The sequence below is a fragment of the Vibrio sp. Vb1554 genome (assembly GCF_033344235.1).
In genome coordinates this window covers 21,905-42,503 of the sequence record NZ_JAWPOJ010000027.1, presented here as the reverse complement: position 1 = coordinate 42,503, position 20,599 = coordinate 21,905, and the positions used below count along the sequence as shown (strand labels likewise).

Below are 20,599 nucleotides of genomic sequence, written 5' to 3'. Positions count from 1 at the left end.
TCCTTTCTGTACTTGTAATAATAGTTGTGCTTTTAAAGTGACTTACTGGGTAAGAGCAGCACTCAAACAAGAGAGTGCTGCAATCAATCTTATTTTCCAGCTTGCTCATTGAGGAAACGAGCAAGTGTACGAACACCCATACCCGTTGCTCCCGCAGCCCATTTATCAGAAGCGGCTTTACGATACGTACCCGCACAGTCGAAATGTAACCAGCCTTTTTTGTAGTCCTCAACGAAGTAAGACAAGAATGCAGCTGCAGTACTTGCACCCGGAGAATAATCACCAGAGCTGATATTCGATAAATCGGCAAAATTAGATGGCAGCATTTCTCGATGGAAATCAGCAAGTGGTAGCGGCCACAAGCCTTCTTTTTCCTGGTTTGCCGCCGTAAGCGCTTGATGCGATAGCTCATCATCAAAGCTCATTAGCGCATGGTAATCGTTACCTAACGCATTCTTCGCTGCGCCTGTTAGCGTCGCGCAGTCAATGATTAACTCAGGCTTTTGCTCACTGGCGTAGATAAGACCGTCTGCAAGCACCAAGCGACCTTCCGCGTCGGTATTCATAATCTCAACGGTTTTGCCGTTTTTGTAAGTGATGATGTCGCCAAGCTTAAGGGCACGGCCAGAAACCATGTTCTCAGCACAACACAAGATCAGCTTTACGCGCTTGTTTAAACCGCGCAAGATAGCTAATCCTAGGCCACCAGTTATAGTACCCGAGCCACCCATATCTGCTTTCATTGCACTCATGAAGGTAGAAGGCTTCAAGCTGTAACCACCGGAATCAAAGGTGATGCCTTTACCCACAAGACATGCGAATACAGGTGCGTTTTCGTCACCAGTTGGGTTGTAGTCTAACTGAAGCATCGCAGAAGTACGCTCAGAACCACGGCCTACTGCGTAAATACCTTCCCAACCTTCTGCCAACAAGTCTTTGTCTTTGACGATACGAGCTGTCACCGTGCCTTTCGGCGCAACAGATTTGATGAATTCAGCAGCCATTGTCGCTAGCTGACGAGGAGCAACTTCTTCTGCCGTTTTGTTGATAATATCGCGGGTAAAATCAGTCGAAGTAATACGAGCTTGAAGCTCTGCTTGCTCTTCATCAGACAATGCTGCCCACTCAACTGAGCCATGTTTTTTAGGGTTACGGAACCCTTGGTGGAAAGCCCATACGCTCTCTAGATCCCAGTTATCACCAGAAAGAAAAATAGAACGAATTCCTTGGCCATCTAGCTGACGAGCTGCACGTTGAACTGCGCCGAGATCATGACCTTCACCTAAGTGAATAGTTGCGCCGTTTTCAGCGAATGAAAGCAGTGCTTTTTCACCCCAATGTGGTGCTGCCGACTCTTGACTTAAAAATACAGACATCTGTGTAGACATGGTTTCTCCTTGTCTTATAGCAGCGTTGCCTACGCTGCTTCTTTTTAATAACTCACGGATGTTAGCATTATGTAGGGCAAAAATGTCAATTGGATAAAAAAACGGACCTAAAGGTCCGCTTTTTTTAGTAAGAATTGTTAACTAGGCTGTGTTTTACAGACTTAGTCTGCTTCGTCCATCCAGCACATGATAACGGCTTCTAGAATCTTTTCATTAGAACGGTTTGGCTCATCGTCAAACTCATCTAACTCCATGATCCATTGATGAAGATCGGTAAAACGCACTGTTTTTGGATCGACATCTGGAAACTTGTCACAAAGTTCAATCGCGATATCGCGAGAATCTGTCCATTTCATTGCTCATCTTCCTTTTGCTTCTTCCCTATATTGGGAAGATAGTTTTAGTGATCTTCTGAAGCGTGGTTGAGTGTGTATTTAGGAATTTCTACTACCAAGTCTTCATCAGCAATTCTCGCCTGACACCCTAGGCGTGACTCAGGCTCTAGACCCCACGCTTTATCTAGCATGTCGTCTTCTAGTTCTTCACTTTCTTCTAGTGAATCAAAACCTTCACGGATGATTACGTGGCAGGTAGTACACGCACATGACTTCTCACACGCATGTTCAATACCGATACCGTTTTTTAGCGCTACGTCTAGAACGGTGTCACCAGAGTTTGCTTCCAACACTGCACCTTCTGGGCACAAATCGTCGTGTGGTAATACAATAATCTTAGGCATAACTACTTATCTCTTATATATCGTCTACTGATTGACCTGACAACGCAGCTCGAATCGATTTATCCATACGGCGTGATGCGAAATCTTGGCTCGCTTTATCGGTATCTTTAATGCCCTGCTCTATCGCATCTGCATCATCACCATTACGCAGCTCAATCAAGGCTTCGATGGCTTTAATCAAGTTTTGTTTCTCTTGTTCTGATAGTAAGTCATCACCATCAGCTTGCATCGCTGCAATCAAACCTTCTATCACTCGGTCGGCTTCAACACGCTGTTCAGCTAAGGCACGAGCTTGCATGTCTTCTTTTGCGTGCGTCATTGAATCACGCAACATATCCGCCACTTCATTGTCACTTAAGCCGTAAGAAGGTTTTACTTGAATCTCTGATTGAACACCAGTGCTCTTCTCCATTGCCGTAACAGAAAGAAGGCCATCAGCGTCAACTTGGTAAGTCACGCGAATATGTGCCGCACCCGCTGCCATCGGAGGAATACCTTTTAACGAGAAGCGAGCAAGTGAACGACAGTCATCAACCATTTCACGTTCACCTTGTACCACATGAACACTCATCGCCGTTTGGCCATCTTTGAATGTGGTAAATTCTTGCGCACGCGCAACGGGAATCGTAGTGTTGCGGGGGATGATCTTCTCGACCAAACCACCCATGGTTTCAATACCGAGCGACAGTGGAATCACATCAAGAAGCAACATTTCAGAGTCAGGTTTGTTACCCGCGAGAATATCAGCTTGAATACCCGCACCGATTGCGACGACTTCATCTGGGTTAATGCTTGTCAGTGGTGTACGGCCAAAGAATTCGCCAACCATTTCTCGTACAAGCAATGTGCGTGTTGAGCCACCGACCATGACTACTTCAAGTACATCTTCCGCATCTACATCCGCATCTTTCAGCGCACGGCGACAAGACATCAGTGTTTTCTTCACTAGCGGACGAATCAGATCTTCGAACTGCTCGCGAGTCACGGTGCCTTTCCAGCCAAAAACGTCAACGTCAACACTGTCTTGCTCAGAGAAAGCAATCTTAGCTTCAGTAGCAATGTTCAACAGTATACGGTTCTTTTCTGCAGAAAGCGGCGCTTCTAGACCCGCTTGCTCCATTAAATAATCGGCAAATAGATGGTCGAAGTCGTCACCGCCTAATGCAGAATCGCCACCTGTTGCTAATACTTCAAATACGCCTTTCGATAAACGTAGGATAGAGATATCAAAAGTACCGCCACCTAGATCGTAAACCGCAATCACACCTTCTTGACCAGAGTCTAGGCCATAAGCAATTGCCGCAGCGGTTGGTTCGTTAAGTAGACGGAGAACATGAAGACCAGCTAATTTCGCCGCATCTTTTGTACCTGCACGTTGCGCGTCATCAAAGTAAGCAGGAACGGTAATAACTACACCAGCTAACTCACCACCTAACGTATCTTCAGCTCGCTTACCCAATACTTTTAGGATGTCCGCAGATACTTCAATCGGGTTTTTGTCACCTTGAGGTGTTTGCAGAATTGGCAGGCCGTTTTCACTCTCTTTAAAACGATAAGGAAGTGAAGAGTAACGGGACTGAATGTCCTTTAATGAACGACCGATCAAACGTTTTACAGAGATAATCGTGTTCTCTGGTTCAAACTCTGCTTTGGCTTTGGCTTCGTGGCCGACCGTTAACGTTTCCTCAGCGTAATTAACGACTGAAGGTAAAATAGTACGGCCCTGCTCGTCCGCAAGTGGAGTTGCATCGCCGCTACGTACAGAAGCAACCAAAGAGTTGGTAGTACCTAAGTCGATACCCGCTGCTAACTTATGCTCATGAGGTGCCGAGCTTTGGCCCGGTTCTGCGATTTGAAGTAGTGCCATGATAGGTCCTTGTCACGCTTACTAGCCGAGGAGTTTGTCTTCGACTAGCTCAATTTCGTTCTTTAGTTTGGCAATGAATTTTAGCTTACGAACTCGGTCTGCGGCTTCAGCCCATAGACCATCATCAAGCTCTTGCTCGACGCTTGCCAGATGCTGTTTGTACATTTTGCTGACCTTAGAGTCGAAGTCAAAAAGCGCCGATTCAGGATCGGACTTGTCAGCAATCTCTTCCAGTTCTTCGCGCAGTTCCATTTGCTCCATTAAGAACATCGGATCTTGCATTGTTTGCTGTTCACCTCGGATCTCAACACCTTGCTCTGCGAGGATATACTCGGCGCGAGAAATAGGATTTTTCAGAACTTGATAGGCATCGTTGATTTGCGCCGCCTTTTGCACCGCCATCAAACGGTCACGTTCTGAGCCCGTTGCAAAGTTATCCGGGTGGAAGCGTTTTTGTAGTTCTCGGAACTGAGAAGAAAGAAGGCTACCATCCAGCTTAAACTGACTTGGTAGCCCAAATAATTCAAAGTGATTCATTAAGTTCGGGTCCTAGTAAAGCCTTCCGGACTCGTTTGCCCAGAAGGACAATCAATTAGACGTTGAAGCTTTCACCACAACCACATTCACTTTTCGCGTTAGGGTTGTTGAATTCAAAACCTTCATTCAACCCTTCTTTCACGTAATCCAATTCAGTACCATCTAGGTACACTAAGCTCTTTTGATCGATGATAATTTTCACTCCAGAGAGTTCAAATACTTCGTCTTCTTCATTGAGCTCATCAACAAACTCAAGTACGTATGCCATGCCGGAACAGCCAGTCGTCTTCACTCCAAGACGTAAACCGATACCTTTGCCTCGGTTATCTAGGAATGCTCTTACGCGACTTGCCGCTGATTCTGTCATTGTGATGGCCATACTGCACCTTAGTCTGTCTAAATTTCGATTGGAATGGGAGCGTCAAAGCTCCCATTATATTACGGAATAATTATTCTTGGTGTTTTTTCTTGTAGTCAGCAACCGCTGCTTTGATTGCATCTTCAGCAAGAATAGAACAGTGAACTTTCACTGGTGGAAGCTCTAGCTCTTCAGCAATCTCAGAGTTTTTAATTGCTGCCGCTTCATCAACTGACTTACCTTTTACCCACTCAGTTACTAGTGAGCTTGATGCGATTGCACTACCACAACCGTATGTTTTGAACTTCGCATCTTCGATGATACCTTCAGGTGTCACTTTGATTTGAAGCTTCATTACGTCACCACACGCAGGAGCGCCAACCATGCCGCTACCTACTGATGGATCTTCTTTATCGAATGAACCAACGTTACGTGGGTTCTCGTAGTGATCAATTACTTTTTCGCTGTATGCCATGATAAATTACCTCGAATCCTCTATTTCAATCCCTGAGATTAATGGTGAGCCCATTCAACAGTGCTCAAATCAATCCCTTCTTTGTACATATCCCATAGAGGAGACATGTCGCGTAGCTTAGTCACTGCAACGCGGATTTGTTCAATTGCGTAATCAATTTCTTCTTCAGTCGTGAAACGACCAAACGAGAAACGAACCGAGCTGTGAGCCAATTCGTCATCCATGCCTAGGGCACGAAGAACGTAAGAAGGCTCAAGGCTTGCAGACGTACAAGCACTACCAGAAGATACCGCTAGATCTTTAAGCGACATTAGTAGTGATTCACCTTCTACGAATGCGAAACTGATGTTTAGGTTGTGTGGTACACGCTGCTCAAAGTCACCGTTTACCGTCACTGCTTCTAAGTCTTTCACGCCATCAAAAAGACGGTTACGAAGCGCTAAAGCATGATCATAATCTTTTTGCATGTCTTCTTTTGCAATGCGGAATGCTTCACCCATGCCTACGATTTGGTGAGTAGGTAGTGTACCAGAGCGGAAACCACGCTCATGACCGCCACCGTGCATTTGCGCTTCAAGACGAATACGAGGCTTACGACGTACGTAAAGTGCACCGATACCTTTAGGACCGTAAACTTTGTGAGCAGAAAGTGAAATTAGATCAACTTTCATCTCTTGAACGTCGATTGGTAATTTACCTGCAGATTGCGCAGCGTCCACGTGGAAAACAATTTTACGCTCACGGCACAGTTCGCCGATCGCTGTAATGTCTTGAACCACACCAATCTCGTTGTTTACATGCATAATAGACACAAGCACGGTGTCATCACGCATGGCTGCTCTAAGCTTCTCTAGATCGATCAAGCCATTTGATTCTGGCTCAAGGTAAGTCACTTCAAAGCCTTCACGCTCAAGTTGACGACATGGGTCAAGAACGGCTTTGTGCTCTGTTTTACAAGTGATTACGTGCTTGCCTTTCTTCGAGTAAAAGTGCGCTGCACCTTTAATCGCAAGGTTGTCTGATTCTGTCGCACCAGATGTAAATACGATTTCGCGAGGATCTGCATTTAGAAGGTCAGCAATTTGCTCACGAGCAGTATCGACCGCTTCTTCTGCCTGCCAGCCGTAACGGTGCGAACGTGACGCTGGGTTGCCAAATGTGCCATCCATTGTCATGTACTGAACCATTTTTTCAGCAACACGTGGATCAACTGGACATGTAGCGGAATAATCAAGATAAATCGGCAGTTTCATTCTCTACTCCAATGTAAAAAGCTGACCGCTAAGAGCGGACGTTTACACCGATGGGCGCGGCGGTTGTATTTTTGTTTGATAGCCCATGGGTTACCGCCAGATCAATGTCCTGACGATCAGAAATTTCGAGTACTTCATTGTCTGTCATCAACTCACCAAGAGTGATGTTATTCAAAAAGTCACTAATGCGAGAGCTTAGGTCACGCCACAGCGTGTGAGTAAGGCAACGTGTTCCACCTTGGCAATCTCCTTTACCTTGGCATTTGGTTGCATCTACTGACTCATCAACGGCAGCAATCACGGTACCAATAGCGATACTGTGAGCGTCGGCACCAAGTCGGTAACCACCACCAGGACCACGAACGCTGGCAACGAGACCTGCTTTACGCAATTTTGAAAATAGCTGCTCTAAGTAAGAGAGCGAGATCCCTTGACGCTCTGAAATATCAGCCAGAGGTACAGGGTTTTGTTGCGAATGCAGTGCCACATCCAGCATGGCTGTCACCGCATATCTTCCTTTAGATGTAAGTTTCATACCACACCGTATCCACATGGTTTGTAATGGTTAAGATTTTTCCATACCTGAGTAATTTGGTCAAGTATTTATTTGACCATTTTACTCAGGTATTCATCCTCACACCTAAAGTGGTTATTATTCACTCAGAACTTCTTTTCTATCGAAGTCAAAACGCCTCGTAGAATATTAAGTTCTTGGGTTTCTGGTCGAGCACGAGAGAACAAACGGCGCAACTTATTCATCACCTGTCCAGGTTGCTCTTTGTTAATAAACTGGGTCTCAACCATCACCTTTTCAAGATGCTCGAAGAACATTTCGAGTTCTCGATGACGCGGGTATTCTTCCGATTCATTTGGGGAAAACTGGCTTTGCTCTAAGTTCAAGTGTGCAACTCGCACTTCGTAACTGAGAGTTTGTACAGCCATCGCTAGGTTAAGCGAGCTGTACTCAGGATTAGCGGGAATACAAACATGGTAGTGGCACTTTTGTAGCTCTTCGTTTGTCAAACCAGTTCTTTCTCGGCCAAACACGAGCGCAACCGGATGCTTTCGGCCTTCAACTGCAAATTTCTCACCGCATTCACGTGGCTCGAGCATTGGCCATTCTAATGTACGAGAGCGGGCGCTAGAACCCACAACAAGGCCACAATCTTCAACCGCTTCTTCTAATGTGCCGACAATCTTTGCATTTTGAGCAATATCACCAGCACCCGCAGCTAAAGCAAGAGTTTGTTCATCCACTTCACATTGTGGATCGACTAATACTAGTTGGTTTAAACCCATCACTTTCATTGCTCGAGCTGCTGAGCCAATATTGCCTGAATGAGAGGTACCTACGAGTACAATTTTTACTTGATCCAACATCTGTGTTTGCTACCTAAATTAAAACCGCAGAATGTTATCATAGTTTTTTAAGACACCCTAGAGGCAAGCAGACCTCTCTTCTCATTCTTGGTTATTGTTCTCGTCCGCAGTATGATCTGTACACTCAGTCGTCCGCAATTAGAGCAAAAAATAACCACTTCCCTTTTTGATTATCTCTGGTATACTCGCCGCCGCTTTCATTTGTTCTTTAACATCCGTTGGGAAATTCGTATGCATCCAATGCTAAACATTGCTATTCGCGCTGCGCGAAAGGCAGGCAATCATATTGCTAAATCATTAGAAAACACTGATAAAGTAGAATCTACTCTTAAAGGCACTAATGACTTTGTCACTAACGTAGACAAAGAAGCAGAATACATCATCATCGATACTATCAAGCAGTCTTACCCTGAGCACTGTATCGTTGCTGAAGAACAAGGTCTTATCGAAGGTAAAGATAAAGACGTACAATGGATCATCGACCCACTGGATGGCACCACTAACTTTGTAAAAGGTTACCCAACTTTCGCGGTTTCTATCGCTGTTCGTATTAAGGGCAAAACTGAAGTTGCTTGTGTTTACGATCCAATGCAAAACGAGCTATTCACTGCACAACGCGGTGCCGGCGCTCAACTAAACAGTGCACGTATTCGTGTTGCTCAACTAAAAGACCTTCAAGGTACTGTTCTAGCAACAGGCTTCCCATTCAAGCAGAAACAACACGCTGAGTCTTACATCAAGATCGTTGGTGCGCTATTCACTGAATGTGCTGATTTCCGTCGTAGCGGCTCTGCTGCTCTTGACCTTTGTTACGTGGCTGCTGGCCGTGTTGATGGTTACTTCGAGCTAGGCCTAAAACCTTGGGATATGGCAGCAGGTGAGCTTATTGCTCGTGAAGCTGGCGCAATCCTAACAGACTTTGCTGGCGGCACTGACTACATGAAGTCTGGTAACATCGTTGCTTCAAGCGCTCGTGGCGTAAAATCTATCCTTAAGCACATCCGCGAAAACGGTAACAGCGCGATCCTTAAGTAAGATTTGAAAGTCATATATAGCCCGTCACGCTGATGACTTTAGAAAGCCCCGCTCATTGAGCGGGGCTTTTTTGTATCTACTGCTCCGTATCGACTTAGCTGTAGCTGAAGGCTCTTCATACAGAGAGGCTCTACAAGCTCACTACTCTATTCAGATACAAAAAAACCGCTGATTTTTCAGCGGTTATTGTTTTCGGTTCTCAATCTGCCTTATGGCATTTCGTCGAACTCTGCACCTTCTTTTTCTACTTGAGGTGGCATCAAGTGCTCTTTCTGGATACCCAGTTTTAGAGCCAGTGCTGATGCTACGTAGATAGAAGAGTAAGTACCTACAGTGATACCGAGTAAAAGTGCGGTTGCAAAGCCGTGAATCATCGCACCACCTTGCATGAACAGTGCAATTACCACGAACAGCGTCGTACCAGATGTAATCAATGTACGGCTCAATGTTTGAGTGATTGAAGCATCCATGATGTCCGAAGGTTCACCCTTACGCATCTTACGGAAGTTTTCACGAATCCGGTCAAATACAACGATGGTATCGTTGAGTGAGTAGCCCACAACCGTCAGTAGCGCAGCTACGATGGTCAGGTCAACTTCAATTTGTAGAAACGAGAAGACACCTAGCGTGATAATTATATCGTGAGCCAATGCCATTACCGCACCAGCCGCTAGACGCCATTCAAATCGCATCGATACATAAAGCAGGATACAGATCAGCGATACCAAGATCGCTAGACCACCAGCTTCTGTTAGCTCATCACCAACGTTGGGACCTACGAACTCAATACGACGCATTTCTACGCTTTCGCCCGTACCTTCTTTGATTGCACCAATGATTTGGTTACCTAGTGTTTCACCAGACATATCGTCACGAGGACGAAGACGAACCATTACATCACGAGCACTACCAAAGTTTTGTACTGTCGCATCGCCGAAGCCTTTTGAATCTAGCGCTGCACGAATCTCTTCAAGGTTTGCTGGTTGTTCAAAACCCACCTCGATAAGCGTACCGCCAGTAAAGTCTAGGCCCCAGTTCAACCATTTGGTTGATAGCGTGAAGATAGAAGCAGCGATCATAACGATAGAGAATACGAACGCGACTTTCGACCAACGCATAAAGCCGATCGTGTTTTCTGCTTTTAGAATTTGAAACATATTAATTCCCAGCCTTAGATCGACAATTTATCAACGCGTTTGCCACCGTAAATCAGGTTCACGATACAACGTGTACCCACAATAGCGGTGAACATTGAAGTTAAGATACCGATAGATAGTGTTACCGCGAAACCTTTCACCGCACCTGTACCCACTGCAAATAGAATGATTGCAGTGATAAGTGTTGTGATGTTCGCATCGGCAATGGTACTGAATGCGTTAGCGTAACCTTGGTGAATCGCTTGTTGCGGACTGCGTCCATCACGAATCTCTTCACGGATACGCTCGAAGATCAGTACGTTCGCATCAACTGCCATACCGACGGTTAACACGATACCGGCTATCCCCGGAAGCGTCATGGTAGCGCCTGGAATCATCGACATAACACCAATGATAAGCACTAAGTTTGCCATTAGAGCAATGTTTGCAATCAAACCAAAGCCGCGGTAGTAAAGCAGCGTAAATAGCATTACGGCAACCATACCCCAGATACATGCTTGGATACCCATATCGATGTTTTGCTGGCCCATTGATGGACCAATGGTACGTTCTTCAACGATAGAGATAGGTGCAATCAGTGCACCAGCACGTAGTAGAAGTGCTAGATTGTGTGCTTCTGCAGCAGAGTCGATACCTGTGATACGGAAGTTACGACCAAGAGCCGATTGAATCGTTGCTTGGTTGATGACTTCTTCATGCTTATCCAGAATAACTTTGCCTTCAGGCGTACGACGGCCACTGTCTTTGTATTCTGCAAACACGGTAGCCATTAGCTTACCAATGTTCTTCTTAGAGAACGCAGACATTTTATTACCACCTTCGCTGTCTAGCGAGATGTTAACTTGTGGACGACCATATTCATCAACACTTGAGCTTGCATCTGTGATGCTTTGACCGCCAAGAATAACGCGCTTCTTAAGCACAACTGGGCGACCATCACGGTCCATCTTGATTTCACTACCTGCTGGCGCACGACCATTTGCCGCTGCTGATAGGTCAGCTTTATCATCAACTTCACGGAATTCAAGCGTTGCCGTAGCTCCGAGAATTTCTTTTGCACGAGCAGTGTCTTGAACACCAGGCAGTTCAACTACAATGCGACTAGCACCTTGACGTTGAACCAATGGTTCCGCAACACCTAGTTCGTTGACACGATTACGTAAAATCGTAATGTTTTGCTCAACAGCATAGTTACGGATCTCTTGTAAACGTTGCTCAGTAAAGGTTGCAGTAAGAGCGTAACGGCCATTTGAATCAGAATCGACAAAAATCATGTCCGGGTGATTCTTTTCTAGCGTTGCTTTCGCTTCTGCTAATTGCTCTTCGTTACGCAACAACACTTCTACCGCTTCTTTTCCAGAAGGGCGGATTGCACGGTAACGAATCTTGGCGTCACGAAGTTCGCTACGGAAAGCTTCTTCTTGTTGACCAACAAGCTTTTCCATCGCTGCATCCATATCCACTTCCATTAAGAAGTGAACACCACCGCGAAGGTCAAGACCTAGCTTCAATGGTGACGCGCCAATCGCTTCTAGCCAATCGGGTGTAGAAGGTGCAAGGTTAAGTGCAACAATTGTGTCTTTGCCTAGCGCTTCGCTGATGACATCACGAGCACTGATTTGTGTGTCAGTGTCGTTAAAACGAACAAGAATTGATCCATCTTCGAGAGCAATGGATTTATGAGAAAGTTGCTCTTTGTTAAGAGCAGTAGTGACAGCATCCAGCGTTGACATATCTACAGAGGCGCCACGCGCCCCTGTAACTTGAATAGCCGGATCTTCACCGTAGATATTTGGAAGTGCGTATAACGCAGCGGTGATGATGGCAAAAAGCACCATCAAGTACTTCCATAATGGATAACGGTTTAGCACAGCGAGGATCCTTTAGCTGTTTTATAGAGACTTAAGCGTACCTTTTGGTAGCACTGCAGTGATGAAGTCTTTCTTGATTACTACTTCATTGTTCGCGTTAAGCTCAATTGAAATGTAGTCATTGTCTTCAGCAATCTTAGTGATTTTACCTACTAGGCCACCGCTAGTTAAAACTTCGTCGCCTTTGCCCATAGAAGCCATTAGGTTTTTGTGTTCTTTTACGCGTTTCGCTTGTGGGCGGTAAATCATGAAGTAAAAGATCACTGCGAACATGCCAAGCATGATTAGCATTTCAAAACCACCGCCTGCTGGCGCGCCTTCTGCTGCTGCGTGAGCCTGAGAAATAAACATTAAAACATCCTCATTATATTTTATTGATAATCAAACAAATTGGGCTTTCGCATTTTAGATTCAAGTCTGAGAGTAACTAATAGAGATCGCTCTCTCAAAAATAACGTGCGTTAGCCTACTTTATTAGCAAAAGCCTCTGGCGACATGCCAAAGGCTTTAATTCTTTTAGTTTTTCAATTACTGCTCTTTTGCTAGTGGTGGCACTTCACGGCCACGACGCTCATAGAACTCACTAACAAATTCATCGAAGCGATCTTCATCAATTGCTTTACGAATGCTTTCCATCAGACGCTGGTAGTAACGCAGGTTATGGATTGTATTCAAGCGAGCGCCTAAGATTTCATTACAACGCTCTAAATGGTGAAGGTACGACTTGCTGTAGTTTTGACAAGTGTAACAGTCACAATGCGGATCCAATGGTGTTGTATCCGTTTTATGTTTCGCATTACGGATCTTGATCACACCACCAGTCACAAATAAGTGACCATTACGTGCGTTACGCGTTGGCATTACACAGTCAAACATGTCGATACCACGACGAACACCTTCAACCAAGTCTTCTGGCTTACCTACGCCCATCAAGTAGCGAGGTTTGTCTTCAGGAAGTTGAGGACAAGTATGCTCAAGAATACGGTGCATGTCTTCTTTAGGCTCACCTACTGCCAAACCACCAACCGCGTAACCGTCAAAACCGATTTCCGTTAGACCTTTTACCGACACATCACGTAAATCTTCGTAAACACCACCTTGGACAATACCAAATAGGTTGTTCGGGTTTTCTAGCTTCTCGAAGTGGTCACGTGAACGCTGTGCCCAGCGTAATGACATTTCCATCGATTTCTTCGCTTCATCGTGTGTCGCTGGGTAAGGCGTACACTCGTCAAAAATCATAACGATGTCAGAGCCCAGGTCTTTTTGAATTTCCATCGACTTTTCTGCGTCCATGAAAATCTTGTCACCGTTTACTGGGTTACGAAAGTGAACACCTTCTTCAGTGATCGTACGCATCTTACCAAGGCTGAATACTTGAAAGCCGCCTGAATCAGTAAGAATAGGACCGTGCCAGTTCATAAAATCGTGCAGGTCACCGTGCATTTTCATCACTTCTTGACCAGGACGTAGCCACAGGTGGAACGTATTACCTAGCAGAATTTCTGCACCAGTACCTTTTACTTCTTCTGGTGTCATACCTTTAACGGTACCGTAAGTACCTACTGGCATGAACGCAGGAGTTTGAACAGTGCCGCGTTCGAAAGTCAGTTGACCACGACGTGCATTGCCGTTTTTCTTCTTAAGATCGAATTTTAATTTCACGATGCCTCCGGGTGTCAGAGAAACAGTCTGACTGAGTGTTTAGGGCTCTACCCTACTTTAAGGAGCGGTCGCTTTTCCTTGCGAGAGACAAAGCAATGGATGCTTTATTTCCTAGCTTAATGCTAGCACTCGTAAATCTATTTTTAACTACGCTGTTTTCTTCTTGATGAACATTGAATCGCCATACGAGAAGAAACGGTATTTGTTTTCCACCGCATGTTTGTAAGCATTCATGGTGTTCTCGTATCCAGCAAATGCACTCACCAACATGATCAGTGTTGATTCAGGCAAGTGGAAGTTTGTGATCAAGCAATCCACTAGCTGATATTCGTAACCAGGGAAAATAAAGATTTCAGTATCGCCAAAGAATGGGGCCAGCTCAGTCCCTTTTTGCAATGCGTCTTGCGCTGCACTTTCAAGTGAACGCACAGATGTGGTACCAACAGCAATAATTCGTCCGCCACGCGCTTTCGTCGCTTTAATTGCTTCGACGACTTCTTGTGGTACTTCTACGTACTCGGCATGCATGTGGTGATCGTTGATATTTTCCACTTTTACCGGCTGGAATGTACCCGCCCCAACGTGCAAAGTAACGTAAGCAAACTCTGCACCTTTCGCTTTGATTTTCTCCAAGAGAACATCATCAAAGTGAAGGCCTGCTGTAGGTGCCGCAACCGCACCTGGCTTTTGATTATATACCGTTTGGTAACGCTCTTTATCTGCATCTTCGTCTGGACGATCGATGTAAGGAGGAAGAGGCATATGGCCGATTTCTTCCAGAATTTCTAGTACCGTCTTATCAGAACTAAATTTCAGTTCAAATAAAGCATCATGGCGTGCAACCATTTCTGCTGAATATTCATCATTCTCGCCAACAATAATAGTTGTACCTGGTTTTGGTGATTTAGAGCAACGAACGTGCGCGAGGATGCTTTTCTCATCCAACATGCGCTCCACCAGCACTTCTAATTTACCGCCCGATTCCTTGCGGCCAAAAAGACGAGCAGGAATAACACGAGTATTATTAAACACCACTAAGTCACCGGGTTGAACTTGGCCCAATACATCAGTAAATGTGCCATCAATGAGCTCTCCGGTATTGCCGTCCATTTGCAGCAGTCGGCTAGCGGTACGCTCTGGTTGAGGGTAGCGAGCGATGAGTTCATCTGGAAGGTCGAAATGGAAATCTGATACTTGCATGTTACTTGTCTTATCTATTGGTCAAATCACGTCTAGGCGACGATAAAATTGCGACGAGTTTTTCGCAGCAGACTAGTATATGTTTACATGCTGCAATAGCAAGCAAATCACCAGAATATAGCAGTAAAAGCCATGGTGAAGAGTGTAATAAAACGTGAAAAGCCTCGATTACTTGGCACTATTTTTAATTTGAGCCCCAAAGAGAGAACATGAAAAAAGCAAAGCAACGTATACCGCTGCTTATTAGTTTGGCATTCCAATCGCCCTATCAAACCTCACGCTTTCGCCACAAGAATAACGGCACGAATAAACCCAATAACCAAAACCCTAGACTGCCACCTTCATCATCTGAGCCTTTGAAATCACAGTTATTGGTCGCAATGCCATCGTGACACTCTTTATTGTCACCACTTTCATTGTTAGCACTTTTGATAAAATTCGGCGCAATGATGTAACGACTTGGTGGCGCATCGGCAGTGATGTAAGACTGTACCCAGTCGTAATAGTGGCTCACGTTGGTGTAGAAACTTGGGATCGTCAAAGAGCCACACGTTGGTAGAATAAGGGGGCCGCCACTAACAATACCAATTTGTTTGCCGGTCGCCACATCGACCAACGGGCCACCACTGTCACCTTTACATGCAGAGTTGCCATATTGAGTATGGCTATCTGGCTCCAATACATGGTTTTGTGTTGGTAGCGTACAAATTTTGGTTTGGTTGTCTCTTGAATCAATGATCCCCGGAAAACTGCTGCCAATTTCTAAACGCTCATAACATTTGTCGATGGGTAAAAATGTGCTAATGGTGGTTTTGAGCGTATTAGAAGGTTCAGAAGCATCCGGCTGAGTAGCCCCCCATCCAAACACTTGCACATTTTCGACACGTTGATTGGTCAGGTAATTATCGTTCCAATCCGCCACCAAACGTGCTTCGATACTCTCCATGTCAACTTTACTCGCTAGGTCAGCAAAGCTCGCGTTTGCCACTGGGCGCGTGAGATACAGCAACGCGATGTCTGAATCTAAACCGGTTTGGATAGGTTTCACGTTGCCATTACTGTCGGTCTCAGCTTTTGAAATCCGGGTGTAATCCGGATGAACCACAACGTGAGACACCGGATAGAAGTTATCAAGCCCTGCAGAATTAAGTTCATACACATTCGCATTCACCGACAGCTCACCCGGCGGGGTCACATAGTAGGTTGCTTCATTGGTTCCTTGTCCCATCACCACACAGTGCGCCGCAGTCAGTACCCATTGCTCTGTCAGCATCGTTCCACCACACAGCGGAAACTCTGCCATATTACTTGCTCGCAAAGTAACGCGGTCAACAGGATCGGTTTGTTCATCTCCTAACACAATCGCCTGTGTTGATGGCACACTGAATGCCGCCACTGCCAGCGCAATAAGTTTGTTACACGTTGTTCGTTTCATCTAGGTCGCTGTCTTCAATTTGGTAAGCCTGGACGTATCTTCTTCGAGAGAAGAATCTTGGAAAATCCAGCGAATAAAAATGTGCGATTCAATTCATTGGATTACCTTGGGAACACATTCAATATCAACTAAAAATGCCAATTGACTCGCACACAAACCGACTTATTCAAATTAATAAAAACACCAATAAAACACAGATTACGCAGCCCATCAGCATTGTGCTATTTAATTGATGAAAAACGAGTTAGCTCCCAGATATACAGAAAAATATTCTCTATATTTAAGAGAAGGACAATGCCGCTGGAGGTCTCTATGATCAAGGTTGAAGACATGATGACTCGTAATCCTCATACCTTACTGCGCACGCACACCTTGCGTGATGCAAAAAGCATGATGGATGCGCTTGATATTCGACACATTCCGGTTGTTGATGCCAATAACCACTTACAAGGCTTGGTGACTCAACGCGACATTCTTGCTGCTCAAGAATCGAGCTTGCACCCAGATGAGGCTGAACAATCTTTTACTTTAGACACACCGCTCTACGAAATGATGCACACCAACATCATGACGGCAGAGCCTATCGCGGGGCTCAAAGAGAGCGCTATCTATATGCAAAAGCATAAAGTTGGCTGTCTACCTGTTGTCACCAAAGGTCGATTGGTCGGCATTATTACTGATAGTGACTTCGTGACGATTGCGATTAACTTATTGGAACTACAAGAAGAAGTGGAACCTGAAGAAATCGAGCAGGAAGAGTAGTACGCAAGCGTATTCTCTTTGTTGTAAGTTTCGTTTTTACACCGGTTAAACGAAAAAAGAGCGGCAGGGTTGCCGCTCAAAATGCCATTACTGACGCTGATTAAGGAAGTGTTTCTCTGCCAATTAGAATTGGTCTTCTTCGGTCGAACCTGTCAATGCCGTCACTGAAGAGTTACCACCTTGGATAGTATTGGTCATTCTATCGAAGTAACCTGTACCTACTTCTTGTTGGTGCGCAACAAACGTATAACCTTTTTCAGCCGCTTGGAATTCAGGACGCTGAACTTTCTCAACATAATGACGCATACCTTCACCTTGAGCGTAAGCGTGTGCCAGTTCAAACATGTTGAACCACATGTTGTGAATGCCTGCTAGCGTGATGAATTGGTACTTGTAGCCCATGTCTGCAAGCTCTTGTTGGAACTTAGCAATGGTTTCTGCATCTAGGTTTTTCTCCCAGTTGAATGAAGGCGAGCAGTTGTACGCCAACAATTGATCTGGGTATTCAGCGTGAATTGCTTCTGCAAACTTACGTGCTTCTTCCAAACATGGCGTAGCCGTTTCACACCAAATCAAGTCTGCATATGGTGCGTAAGCCAGACCGCGAGAAATCGCTTGGTCGATACCCGCGCGAACGCGGTAGAAACCTTCTTGAGTACGCTCACCTTCAATAAAGTCTTTATCATATGGGTCGCAATCTGAAGTAATGAGATCCGCCGCATTCGCATCAGTACGAGCAATAACTAATGTTGTTGTTCCCGCTACGTCAGCAGCCAAACGAGCTGCAACGAGCTTTTGTACCGCTTCTTGCGTAGGAACTAATACCTTACCACCCATATGACCACACTTTTTCACCGATGCTAACTGGTCTTCAAAGTGAACGCCCGCGGCACCGGCTTCGATCATCGATTTCATTAGTTCGTAAGCGTTAAGCACACCACCAAAGCCCGCTTCAGCATCCGCTACGATAGGTAGGAAGTAATCAATACCACCTTCATCTTCAGGCGTCTTACCAGCAGCCCACTGAATTTGGTCTGCACGACGGAATGAGTTGTTGATGCGTTTTACTACTGACGGTACAGAATCTACTGGGTAAAGAGATTGGTCTGGATACATCGTCGAGGCGGTGTTGTTATCCGCCGCTACCTGCCAGCCTGACAAGTAAATCGCTTCAATACCTGCTTTAGCTTGTTGAACCGCTTGACCACCCGTTAGCGCACCAAGACAGTTTACGTAACCTTTTTTCGCACTACCGTTGACCAGTGACCAAAGTTTGTCTGCACCACGTTGTGCAATTGTGTTTGCAGGCACCATAGAGCCACGCAGTTCCACCACTTCCTCGGCAGTGTAAGTACGCTTCACATTTTTCCAGCGTGGGTTAGTTGCCCAGTCTTTTTCCAGAGCTTCAATTTGTTGGCGGCGAGTTAAGTTAGTCATTGGTCTATCCCTCTTTATAATTTGCACTTTATGCGTGTGCGTTGAGTTTCCGTTCTCAGGCAGTACTTCCCTATCTGCCTTGAAAATCCTTCACGTTATTGGTGTTACAGTTATTCTTTATTAATCTAGGTAGTCATAACCAGGAACTGTCAAAAAGTTGGTTAGTTCATCGCTCGTCGTGAGCCTTGCCATTAAGTCTGCTGCTTCTTCAAATCGCCCCGCATGGTAGCGCTGCTCGCCAATTTCTTGCTTCACGACTTCAATCTCCTCTTTGAGATAGAGCTCGAACAGCTCTTTAGTGACCTTTAATCCGTTGTCTAGCGACTTGCCGTGTTGAATCCATTGCCAGATAGAGGCGCGTGAGATTTCTGCCGTTGCTGCGTCTTCCATCAGTCCGTAAATCGGCACACAACCATTGCCAGAAATCCAAGCTTCGATGTATTGCAGCGCAACGCGAATATTGTGGCGCATTCCGCCTTCAGTGCGCTCGCCTTCACAAGGCTCAAGCAGTTCAGCTGCTGTAATAGGCGCATCCTCTGCACGGCTCACATCCAACTGGTTGGTGCGTTCACCCAGCACAGCACTAAAGACTTCCATAGCAGTGTCAGCCAAACCTGGATGAGCCACCCAAGTACCGTCGTGGCCGTTGTTTGCTTCTAACGATTTGTCAGTCTGGATCTTGTCTAATACTTTTTGATTCTCTTTCGGGTCTTTAGCTGGGATAAATGCGGCCATTCCTCCCATCGCGAAAGCACCTCGTTTATGGCAAGTACGTACCAATAATCGCGAGTAAGCGTTTAAGAATGGCTTGTCCATCGTTACCACTTGGCGATCTGGCAGTACTCGGTCTGAGTGTTTTTTCAATGTTTTGATGTAGCTAAAGATGTAATCCCAGCGACCACAGTTCAAACCAACGATGTGTTCTTTAAGCGAGAACAGAATCTCGTCCATTTCAAATACCGCTGGTAAGGTTTCAATCAGCACAGTCGCTTTGATGGTGCCTGTATCCAAACCGAAATAGTCTTCCGTGAAATGGAACACTTCGCTCCACCACTTCGCTTCGTGATGCGATTGCAGTTTTGGAAGGTAGAAATAAGGGCCGCTGCCTTTTTGAAGTAACGCTTTGTAGTTGTTATAGAAATACAGAGCGAAATCGAATAGCGCACCTGGAATGATCTGACCGTGCCACGTAACGTGTTTTTCTTTTAAATGAAGGCCGCGAACACGGCAGATCAACACCGCTGGGTCATCTTCCAGCTGATAATGTTTGCCATTGCCAGGATTGGTGTAACTGATGGTGCCATTAACAGCATCGCGCAAGTTAATTTGACCATCTAGCACTTTACTCCATGCAGGAGACATTGAATCTTCGAAGTCTGCCATGAACACTTTTACATTCGCATTCAGTGCGTTAATCACCATCTTGCGGTCAGTTGGTCCGGTAATCTCCACACGGCGATCTTGCAGATCTTGTGGGATTCCTAGGATCTTCCAACTTCCTTCACGGATGTCTTGTGTCTCTGGTAGAAAATCTGGTAGCTCACCAGCATCAATACGTGCTTGCTTCTCTTCTCTTGCTTCCAGCAACTGTTCAACACGTCCGGCAAATTTTTCACACAGTAGAGATAAAAAGGTTTGGGCTTCAACAGGGAAAATTGCTTGATGTTCTGGAGCAACGACTCCATTCACCTCAAACATGCCTTGGGTTTGCTTTAGTTGTTGTGTTTTTTGTTCTGTCTGAGCAAGCATAATCATTCATCCTTAACGTGCTTTATCAATCTTGGGCAGTCAGCGTAAAGCTACATTTGTAAGTTATGAACAACAAATTACATCCTTTAACTTTGTGTTCAACTCGTCTAGCTATGTCGATAGATTGCGTAATGCTACGTGTATTTTCAATCTAGACATAAGTCGTATCGCCTTTAAATAAGCTATATCAACAAAGGGTTTAGTGAAACCCCCAATATAAACAAAACAGAAAATTCAAAGTTTTATTCCGCAAGGTAAAAACCATCTATCAAGCACCTTATTTTGTAAGTT

General features: G+C 45.3%; 20 protein-coding genes. 2 read left to right on the top strand and 18 right to left on the bottom strand.

Annotated elements, in window-relative coordinates:
- Positions 1-89: 89 nt before the first annotated feature.
- The 10 genes from pepB to trmJ all read right to left on the bottom strand — a co-directional run bounded on the left by pepB (position 90) and on the right by trmJ (position 7,997).
- Positions 90-1,388 carry an aminopeptidase PepB gene (pepB, locus tag R8N28_RS18985; RefSeq protein WP_318183399.1) on the bottom strand — a complete coding sequence of 433 codons (1,299 nt, stop codon included), beginning with the start codon at positions 1,386-1,388 and terminating at the stop codon, positions 90-92.
- A 161-nt stretch (positions 1,389-1,549) separates the two neighbouring features.
- On the bottom strand, positions 1,550-1,744 hold the full coding sequence (gene iscX, locus R8N28_RS18980; protein WP_005381711.1) for a Fe-S cluster assembly protein IscX: 195 nt from the start codon (positions 1,742-1,744) through the stop codon (positions 1,550-1,552).
- 44 nt (positions 1,745-1,788) lie between these two features.
- On the bottom strand, positions 1,789-2,127 hold the full coding sequence (gene fdx, locus R8N28_RS18975) for an ISC system 2Fe-2S type ferredoxin (RefSeq protein WP_005381713.1): 339 nt from the start codon (positions 2,125-2,127) through the stop codon (positions 1,789-1,791).
- 13 nt (positions 2,128-2,140) lie between these two features.
- The gene (hscA, locus tag R8N28_RS18970) at positions 2,141-3,994 is read right to left on the bottom strand and encodes a Fe-S protein assembly chaperone HscA (protein WP_065274208.1); all 1,854 of its coding nucleotides are present in this window, start codon (positions 3,992-3,994) and stop codon (positions 2,141-2,143) included.
- Between the two features lie 21 nt (positions 3,995-4,015).
- Positions 4,016-4,531: a co-chaperone HscB gene (gene hscB, locus R8N28_RS18965; protein WP_033905803.1), complete on the bottom strand. Its 516-nt coding sequence runs from the start codon at positions 4,529-4,531 to the stop codon at positions 4,016-4,018.
- Between the two features lie 55 nt (positions 4,532-4,586).
- The gene (iscA, locus tag R8N28_RS18960) at positions 4,587-4,910 is read right to left on the bottom strand and encodes an iron-sulfur cluster assembly protein IscA (RefSeq protein WP_005381717.1); all 324 of its coding nucleotides are present in this window, start codon (positions 4,908-4,910) and stop codon (positions 4,587-4,589) included.
- Between the two features lie 70 nt (positions 4,911-4,980).
- On the bottom strand, positions 4,981-5,364 hold the full coding sequence (gene iscU, locus R8N28_RS18955; protein WP_005381718.1) for a Fe-S cluster assembly scaffold IscU: 384 nt from the start codon (positions 5,362-5,364) through the stop codon (positions 4,981-4,983).
- A 38-nt stretch (positions 5,365-5,402) separates the two neighbouring features.
- A complete protein-coding gene (locus R8N28_RS18950) occupies positions 5,403-6,617 on the bottom strand; it encodes an IscS subfamily cysteine desulfurase (RefSeq protein WP_005381719.1) in 1,215 nt (404 codons plus the stop codon).
- A 28-nt stretch (positions 6,618-6,645) separates the two neighbouring features.
- Positions 6,646-7,152: a Fe-S cluster assembly transcriptional regulator IscR gene (gene iscR, locus R8N28_RS18945; RefSeq protein WP_005381720.1), complete on the bottom strand. Its 507-nt coding sequence runs from the start codon at positions 7,150-7,152 to the stop codon at positions 6,646-6,648.
- 125 nt (positions 7,153-7,277) lie between these two features.
- Positions 7,278-7,997 (bottom strand): tRNA (cytosine(32)/uridine(32)-2'-O)-methyltransferase TrmJ, encoded by a 720-nt coding sequence (trmJ, locus tag R8N28_RS18940; RefSeq protein ID WP_005383693.1) that lies wholly within the window; start codon positions 7,995-7,997, stop codon positions 7,278-7,280.
- Positions 7,998-8,228: 231 nt separating this feature from the next.
- On the opposite strand from trmJ, the gene suhB reads away from it, so the two are divergent.
- Positions 8,229-9,032, top strand: coding sequence for an inositol-1-monophosphatase (gene suhB / locus R8N28_RS18935; RefSeq protein ID WP_005381722.1), 804 nt, complete (start codon positions 8,229-8,231; stop codon positions 9,030-9,032).
- Between the two features lie 209 nt (positions 9,033-9,241).
- Here suhB and secF read toward each other — a convergent pair whose 3' ends face one another.
- The 6 genes from secF to R8N28_RS18905 form a co-directional block, all read right to left on the bottom strand.
- On the bottom strand, positions 9,242-10,189 hold the full coding sequence (secF, locus tag R8N28_RS18930) for a protein translocase subunit SecF (protein ID WP_065274207.1): 948 nt from the start codon (positions 10,187-10,189) through the stop codon (positions 9,242-9,244).
- 14 nt (positions 10,190-10,203) lie between these two features.
- Positions 10,204-12,060 (bottom strand): protein translocase subunit SecD, encoded by a 1,857-nt coding sequence (gene secD / locus R8N28_RS18925; RefSeq protein ID WP_082240137.1) that lies wholly within the window; start codon positions 12,058-12,060, stop codon positions 10,204-10,206.
- Positions 12,061-12,081: 21 nt separating this feature from the next.
- On the bottom strand, positions 12,082-12,411 hold the full coding sequence (gene yajC / locus R8N28_RS18920; RefSeq protein WP_005381725.1) for a preprotein translocase subunit YajC: 330 nt from the start codon (positions 12,409-12,411) through the stop codon (positions 12,082-12,084).
- A 177-nt stretch (positions 12,412-12,588) separates the two neighbouring features.
- Positions 12,589-13,725 (bottom strand): tRNA guanosine(34) transglycosylase Tgt, encoded by a 1,137-nt coding sequence (tgt, locus tag R8N28_RS18915; RefSeq protein ID WP_065274205.1) that lies wholly within the window; start codon positions 13,723-13,725, stop codon positions 12,589-12,591.
- A 147-nt stretch (positions 13,726-13,872) separates the two neighbouring features.
- Entirely contained in the window at positions 13,873-14,925 is a 1,053-nt protein-coding gene (gene queA / locus R8N28_RS18910; RefSeq protein WP_005381728.1) for a tRNA preQ1(34) S-adenosylmethionine ribosyltransferase-isomerase QueA, read from the bottom strand.
- 268 nt (positions 14,926-15,193) lie between these two features.
- Positions 15,194-16,360, bottom strand: a complete 1,167-nt coding sequence (locus tag R8N28_RS18905) for a trypsin-like serine protease (RefSeq protein ID WP_065274204.1) — start codon at positions 16,358-16,360, stop codon at positions 15,194-15,196.
- A 312-nt stretch (positions 16,361-16,672) separates the two neighbouring features.
- Here R8N28_RS18905 and R8N28_RS18900 point away from each other — a divergent pair, with 312 nt between their 5' ends.
- A complete protein-coding gene (locus R8N28_RS18900) occupies positions 16,673-17,122 on the top strand; it encodes a CBS domain-containing protein (RefSeq protein WP_017820562.1) in 450 nt (149 codons plus the stop codon).
- A gap of 123 nt (positions 17,123-17,245) precedes the next feature.
- Here R8N28_RS18900 and aceA read toward each other — a convergent pair whose 3' ends face one another.
- The gene (gene aceA / locus R8N28_RS18895) at positions 17,246-18,559 is read right to left on the bottom strand and encodes an isocitrate lyase (protein ID WP_005381733.1); all 1,314 of its coding nucleotides are present in this window, start codon (positions 18,557-18,559) and stop codon (positions 17,246-17,248) included.
- A gap of 120 nt (positions 18,560-18,679) precedes the next feature.
- Complete coding sequence (aceB, locus tag R8N28_RS18890; protein ID WP_065274203.1) at positions 18,680-20,308, bottom strand: malate synthase A; 1,629 nt, start codon at positions 20,306-20,308, stop codon at positions 18,680-18,682.
- Positions 20,309-20,599 lie beyond the last annotated feature (291 nt).

What these genes read in the sequence shown, in the direction of transcription:
- hscA (WP_065274208.1), bottom strand. Translation starts at nt 3,994, where the DNA reads ATGGCACTACTTCAAATCGCAGAACCGGGCCAAAGCTCGGCACCTCAT.
- hscB (WP_033905803.1), bottom strand. Translation starts at nt 4,531, where the DNA reads ATGAATCACTTTGAATTATTTGGGCTACCAAGTCAGTTTAAGCTGGAT.
- pepB (WP_318183399.1), bottom strand. Translation starts at nt 1,388, where the DNA reads ATGTCTACACAGATGTCTGTATTTTTAAGTCAAGAGTCGGCAGCACCA.
- R8N28_RS18905 (WP_065274204.1), bottom strand. Translation starts at nt 16,360, where the DNA reads ATGAAACGAACAACGTGTAACAAACTTATTGCGCTGGCAGTGGCGGCA.
- R8N28_RS18950 (WP_005381719.1), bottom strand. Translation starts at nt 6,617, where the DNA reads ATGAAACTGCCGATTTATCTTGATTATTCCGCTACATGTCCAGTTGAT.
- secF (WP_065274207.1), bottom strand. Translation starts at nt 10,189, where the DNA reads ATGTTTCAAATTCTAAAAGCAGAAAACACGATCGGCTTTATGCGTTGG.
- iscX (WP_005381711.1), bottom strand. Translation starts at nt 1,744, where the DNA reads ATGAAATGGACAGATTCTCGCGATATCGCGATTGAACTTTGTGACAAG.
- aceA (WP_005381733.1), bottom strand. Translation starts at nt 18,559, where the DNA reads ATGACTAACTTAACTCGCCGCCAACAAATTGAAGCTCTGGAAAAAGAC.
- aceB (WP_065274203.1), bottom strand. Translation starts at nt 20,308, where the DNA reads ATGCTTGCTCAGACAGAACAAAAAACACAACAACTAAAGCAAACCCAA.
- suhB (WP_005381722.1), top strand. Translation starts at nt 8,229, where the DNA reads ATGCATCCAATGCTAAACATTGCTATTCGCGCTGCGCGAAAGGCAGGC.
- fdx (WP_005381713.1), bottom strand. Translation starts at nt 2,127, where the DNA reads ATGCCTAAGATTATTGTATTACCACACGACGATTTGTGCCCAGAAGGT.
- trmJ (WP_005383693.1), bottom strand. Translation starts at nt 7,997, where the DNA reads ATGTTGGATCAAGTAAAAATTGTACTCGTAGGTACCTCTCATTCAGGC.
- yajC (WP_005381725.1), bottom strand. Translation starts at nt 12,411, where the DNA reads ATGTTTATTTCTCAGGCTCACGCAGCAGCAGAAGGCGCGCCAGCAGGC.
- iscR (WP_005381720.1), bottom strand. Translation starts at nt 7,152, where the DNA reads ATGAAACTTACATCTAAAGGAAGATATGCGGTGACAGCCATGCTGGAT.
- R8N28_RS18900 (WP_017820562.1), top strand. Translation starts at nt 16,673, where the DNA reads ATGATCAAGGTTGAAGACATGATGACTCGTAATCCTCATACCTTACTG.
- iscU (WP_005381718.1), bottom strand. Translation starts at nt 5,364, where the DNA reads ATGGCATACAGCGAAAAAGTAATTGATCACTACGAGAACCCACGTAAC.
- iscA (WP_005381717.1), bottom strand. Translation starts at nt 4,910, where the DNA reads ATGGCCATCACAATGACAGAATCAGCGGCAAGTCGCGTAAGAGCATTC.
- queA (WP_005381728.1), bottom strand. Translation starts at nt 14,925, where the DNA reads ATGCAAGTATCAGATTTCCATTTCGACCTTCCAGATGAACTCATCGCT.